Below are 5,189 nucleotides of genomic sequence, written 5' to 3' on the forward strand. Positions count from 1 at the left end.
TTCGTTCGGGGGTACTCGAGTGGCGAACGGGTGAGTAACACGTGGGTGATCTGCCCTGCACTTTGGGATAAGCCTGGGAAACTGGGTCTAATACCGAATAGGACCACGCGCTTCATGGTGTGTGGTGGAAAGCTTTTGCGGTGTGGGATGGGCCCGCGGCCTATCAGCTTGTTGGTGGGGTAATGGCCTACCAAGGCGACGACGGGTAGCCGGCCTGAGAGGGTGTCCGGCCACACTGGGACTGAGATACGGCCCAGACTCCTACGGGAGGCAGCAGTGGGGAATATTGCACAATGGGCGCAAGCCTGATGCAGCGACGCCGCGTGGGGGATGACGGCCTTCGGGTTGTAAACCTCTTTCAGTATCGGCGAAGCTCCAGGATTCTTCTTGGGGTGACGGTAGGTACAGAAGAAGCACCGGCCAACTACGTGCCAGCAGCCGCGGTAATACGTAGGGTGCGAGCGTTGTCCGGAATTACTGGGCGTAAAGAGCTCGTAGGTGGTTTGTCACGTTGTCCGTGAAAACTCACAGCTTAACTGTGGGCGTGCGGGCGATACGGGCAGACTGGAGTACTGTAGGGGAGACTGGAATTCCTGGTGTAGCGGTGGAATGCGCAGATATCAGGAGGAACACCGGTGGCGAAGGCGGGTCTCTGGGCAGTAACTGACGCTGAGGAGCGAAAGCGTGGGGAGCGAACAGGATTAGATACCCTGGTAGTCCACGCCGTAAACGGTGGGTACTAGGTGTGGGTTTCCTTCCTTTAGGGATCCGTGCCGTAGCTAACGCATTAAGTACCCCGCCTGGGGAGTACGGCCGCAAGGCTAAAACTCAAAGGAATTGACGGGGGCCCGCACAAGCGGCGGAGCATGTGGATTAATTCGATGCAACGCGAAGAACCTTACCTGGGTTTGACATGCACAGGACGCCGGTAGAGATATCGGTTCCCTTGTGGCCTGTGTGCAGGTGGTGCATGGCTGTCGTCAGCTCGTGTCGTGAGATGTTGGGTTAAGTCCCGCAACGAGCGCAACCCTTGTCTCATGTTGCCAGCACGTTATGGTGGGGACTCGTGAGAGACTGCCGGGGTCAACTCGGAGGAAGGTGGGGATGACGTCAAGTCATCATGCCCCTTATGTCCAGGGCTTCACACATGCTACAATGGCCGGTACAAAGGGCTGCGATCCCGTGAGGGTTAGCGAATCCTTTAAAGCCGGTCTCAGTTCGGATTGGGGTCTGCAACTCGACCCCATGAAGTCGGAGTCGCTAGTAATCGCAGATCAGCAACGCTGCGGTGAATACGTTCCCGGGCCTTGTACACACCGCCCGTCACGTCATGAAAGTCGGTAACACCCGAAGCCGGTGGCCTAACCCTTGTGGAGGGAGCCGTCGAAGGTGGGATCGGCGATTGGGACGAAGTCGTAACAAGGTAGCCGTACCGGAAGGTGCGGCTGGATCACCTCCTTTCTAAGGAGCACCTTTTTTCCCCYGTCCCCGCAATCAGTGCGGGATCCGATGGTTGGGATAGTKTGCCGGCGCCTGTAGTGGGTTGTCCGGTGGTGCAGATAGTTTCACGAACAGCAACTTCGTTGATCACCAACCGCTGGGAGCCTTGGGTTTCTGGTGGCCGGCCTTTCGGGGTTGGGCACACTGTTGGGTCCTGAGGCAACAGGCCTGTTTTCGCTCCCTKTGTGGGGGTGGGTGTGTTGTCGCTCCATCTTGGTGGTGGGGTGTGGTGTTTGTTTTGTGGATAGTGGTTGCGAGCATCTAGCAAGCAAGGCTCCTGTTGGAGTGTTGTTTGTTTTTGCAATTTTTGTTTCTTGGTTTTTGTGATTTGTAAGTGTTTAAGGGCGCATGGTGGATGCCTTGGCATCGAGAGCCGATGAAGGACGTAGGAGGCTGCGATATGCCTCGGGGAGCTGCCAACCGAGCGTGGATCCGAGGATGTCCGAATGGGGAAACCCGGCACGAGTGATGTCGTGTCACCGGCTGGTGAATGTATAGCCAGTGGGGAGGTAACGCGGGGAAGTGAAACATCTCAGTACCCGTAGGAAGAGAAAACAAAATGTGATTCCGTGAGTAGTGGCGAGCGAAAGCGGAGGATGGCTAAACCGTATGCATGTGATACCGGGTAGGGGTTGTGTGTGCGGGGTTGTGGGAGTGTCATGTCCGGTTCTACTCGACTGGAGGGCAGTGAGAAAGTGTTGTGGTTAGCGGAAGTGGCTTGGGATGGCCTGCCGTAGACGGTGAGAGCCCGGTACGTGAAAACCCGACACCTGTCTTGTGATATTTCCCGAGTAGCAGCGGGCCCGTGGAATCTGCTGTGAATCTGCCGGGACCACCCGGTAAGCCTGAATACTACTCGATGACCGATAGCGGATTAGTACCGTGAGGGAATGGTGAAAAGTACCCCGGGAGGGGAGTGAAATAGTACCTGAAACCATGTGCCTACAATCCGTCAGAGCCCTCCCTTGTGGTGGGGTGATGGCGTGCCTTTTGAAGAATGAGCCTGCGAGTCACCGGCACGTCGCGAGGTTAACCCGTGTGGGGTAGCCGCAGCGAAAGCGAGTCTGAATAGGGCGTATCGCATCCGTTGGGGTGTGTGTAGTGGCGTGTTGTGGACCCGAAGCGGAGTGATCTACCCATGGCCAGGGTGAAGCGCGGGTAAGACCGCGTGGAGGCCCGAACCCACTTAGGTTGAAGACTGAGGGGATGAGTTGTGGGTAGGGGTGAAAGGCCAATCAAACTCCGTGATAGCTGGTTCTCCCCGAAATGCATTTAGGTGCAGCGTTGCGTGTTTCTCACTGGAGGTAGAGCTACTGGATGGCCGATGGGCCCTACTAGGTTACTGACGTCAGCCAAACTCCGAATGCCGGTGAGTGTAAGCGTGGCAGTGAGACGGCGGGGGATAAGCTCCGTGCGTCGAGAGGGAAACAGCCCAGATCGCCGGCTAAGGCCCCAAAGCGTGTGCTAAGTGGAAAAGGATGTGCAGTCGCTTAGACAACCAGGAGGTTGGCTTAGAAGCAGCCACCCTTGAAAGAGTGCGTAATAGCTCACTGGTCAAGTGATTGTGCGCCGATAATGTAGCGGGGCTCAAGCACACCGCCGAAGCCGCGGCAATACGTAAGTATTGGGTAGGGGAGCGTCCTGCATCCGGTGAAGCCACAGAGTGATCTAGTGGTGGAGGGTGTGGGAGTGAGAATGCAGGCATGAGTAGCGATGAGGCAAGTGAGAACCTTGCCCGCCGAAAGACCAAGGGTTCCTGGGCCAGGCCAGTCCTCCCAGGGTGAGTCGGGACCTAAGGCGAGGCCGACAGGCGTAGTCGATGGACAACGGGTTGATATTCCCGTACCCGTGTGTGCGCGCCCATGATGAATCAGTGGTACTAACCACCCAAAAGGTGGTCGATCATGTCCTTCGGGAGGTGACGATCGCTGGCTGCGTGGGACCTTCGCTGGTAGTAGTCAAGCGATGGGGTGACGCAGGAAGGTAGCCGTACCAGTCAGTGGTAATACTGGGGCAAGCCCGTAGGACGTCAGATAGGCAAATCCGTCTGACACATAGTCCGAGAGGTGATGCATAGCCGATTGCGGCGAATTCGGTGATCCTATGCTGCCGAGAAAAGCCTCTAGCGAGCTCACACACGGCCCGTACCCCAAACCAACACAGGTGGTCAGGTAGAGAATACCAAGGCGTACGAGTGAACTATGGTTAAGGAACTCGGCAAAATACCCCCGTAACTTCGGGAGAAGGGGGACCCTCATACCGTCATGGCCTTCGCGGCCGGCAGCGGGAGGGGGTCGCAGAAACCAGTGAGAAGCGACTGTTTACTAAAAACACAGGTCCGTGCGAAGTCGCAAGACGATGTATACGGACTGACGCCTGCCCGGTGCTGGAAGGTTAAGAGGACCGGTTAACCCTTCGGGGTGAAGCTGAGAATTTAAGCCCCAGTAAACGGCGGTGGTAACTATAACCATCCTAAGGTAGCGAAATTCCTTGTCGGGTAAGTTCCGACCTGCACGAATGGCGTAACGACTTCTCAACTGTCTCAACCATAGACTCGGCGAAATTGCATTACGAGTAAAGATGCTCGTTACGCGCGGCAGGACGAAAAGACCCCGGGACCTTCACTATAGCTTGGTATTGATGTTCGATGCGGTTTGTGTAGGATAGGTGGGAGACTGTGAAACCCGCACGCCAGTGTGGGTGGAGTCGTTGTTGAAATACCACTCTGATCGTATTGGACCTCTAACTTCGAACCATGAAGCTGGTTCAGGGACAGTGCCTGGTGGGTAGTTTAACTGGGGCGGTTGCCTCCTAAAATGTAACGGAGGCGCCCAAAGGTTCCCTCAACCTGGACGGCAATCAGGTGTTGAGTGTAAGTGCACAAGGGAGCTTGACTGTAAGACTGACACGTCAAACAGGGACGAAAGTCGGGACTAGTGATCCGGCACCCCCGAGTGGAAGGGGTGTCGCTCAACGGATAAAAGGTACCCCGGGGATAACAGGCTGATCTTCCCCAAGAGTCCATATCGACGGGATGGTTTGGCACCTCGATGTCGGCTCGTCGCATCCTGGGGCTGGAGCAGGTCCCAAGGGTTGGGCTGTTCGCCCATTAAAGCGGCACGCGAGCTGGGTTTAGAACGTCGTGAGACAGTTCGGTCTCTATCCGCCGCGCGCGTCAGAATCTTGAGGAAACCTGTCCCTAGTACGAGAGGACCGGGACGGACGAACCTCTGGTATACCAGTTGTTCCACCAGGAGCACGGCTGGATGGCTACGTTCGGACAGGATAACCGCTGAAAGCATCTAAGCGGGAAACCCACTCCAAGACCAGGATTCTCACCCTTTTAGAGGGATAAGGCCCCCCGCAGACTACGGGATCGATAGACCAGACCTGGAAGCACCGCAAGGTGTGTTAGGGAACTGGCACTAACCGGCCGAAAACTTACAACACAAAGAAACAATTCACGTGTTGCCCGCAACCACACCACAAACACTCAAACCCACACCCCACCACCAAACACACACGTGGTGACACCGGTGCCGGCCAACCAGCCGCACCCACACAAAAAAATAGAGTTACGGCGGAAATAGCGACAGGGAAACGCCCGGTCCCATCCCGAACCCGGAAGCTAAGCCTGTCAGCGCCGATGATACTGCCCACACGGGTGGAAAAGTAGGACACCGCCGAAC

General features: G+C 56.4%; 3 rRNA genes. All 3 read left to right on the forward strand.

From position 1 onward, the window contains the following. A 16S ribosomal RNA gene (locus tag EJK91_RS21165) occupies positions 1 to 1,461 on the forward strand; the annotation flags it as partial. A gap of 367 nt (positions 1,462 to 1,828) precedes the next feature. Further along, a 23S ribosomal RNA gene (locus tag EJK91_RS21170) occupies positions 1,829 to 4,949 on the forward strand. Positions 4,950 to 5,076: 127 nt separating this feature from the next. After that, positions 5,077 to 5,189 (forward strand): 5S ribosomal RNA (gene rrf, locus EJK91_RS21175).

Source organism: Mycobacterium sp. P7213 (genome assembly GCF_900604305.1).
Lineage (GTDB): Bacteria > Actinomycetota > Actinomycetes > Mycobacteriales > Mycobacteriaceae > Mycobacterium.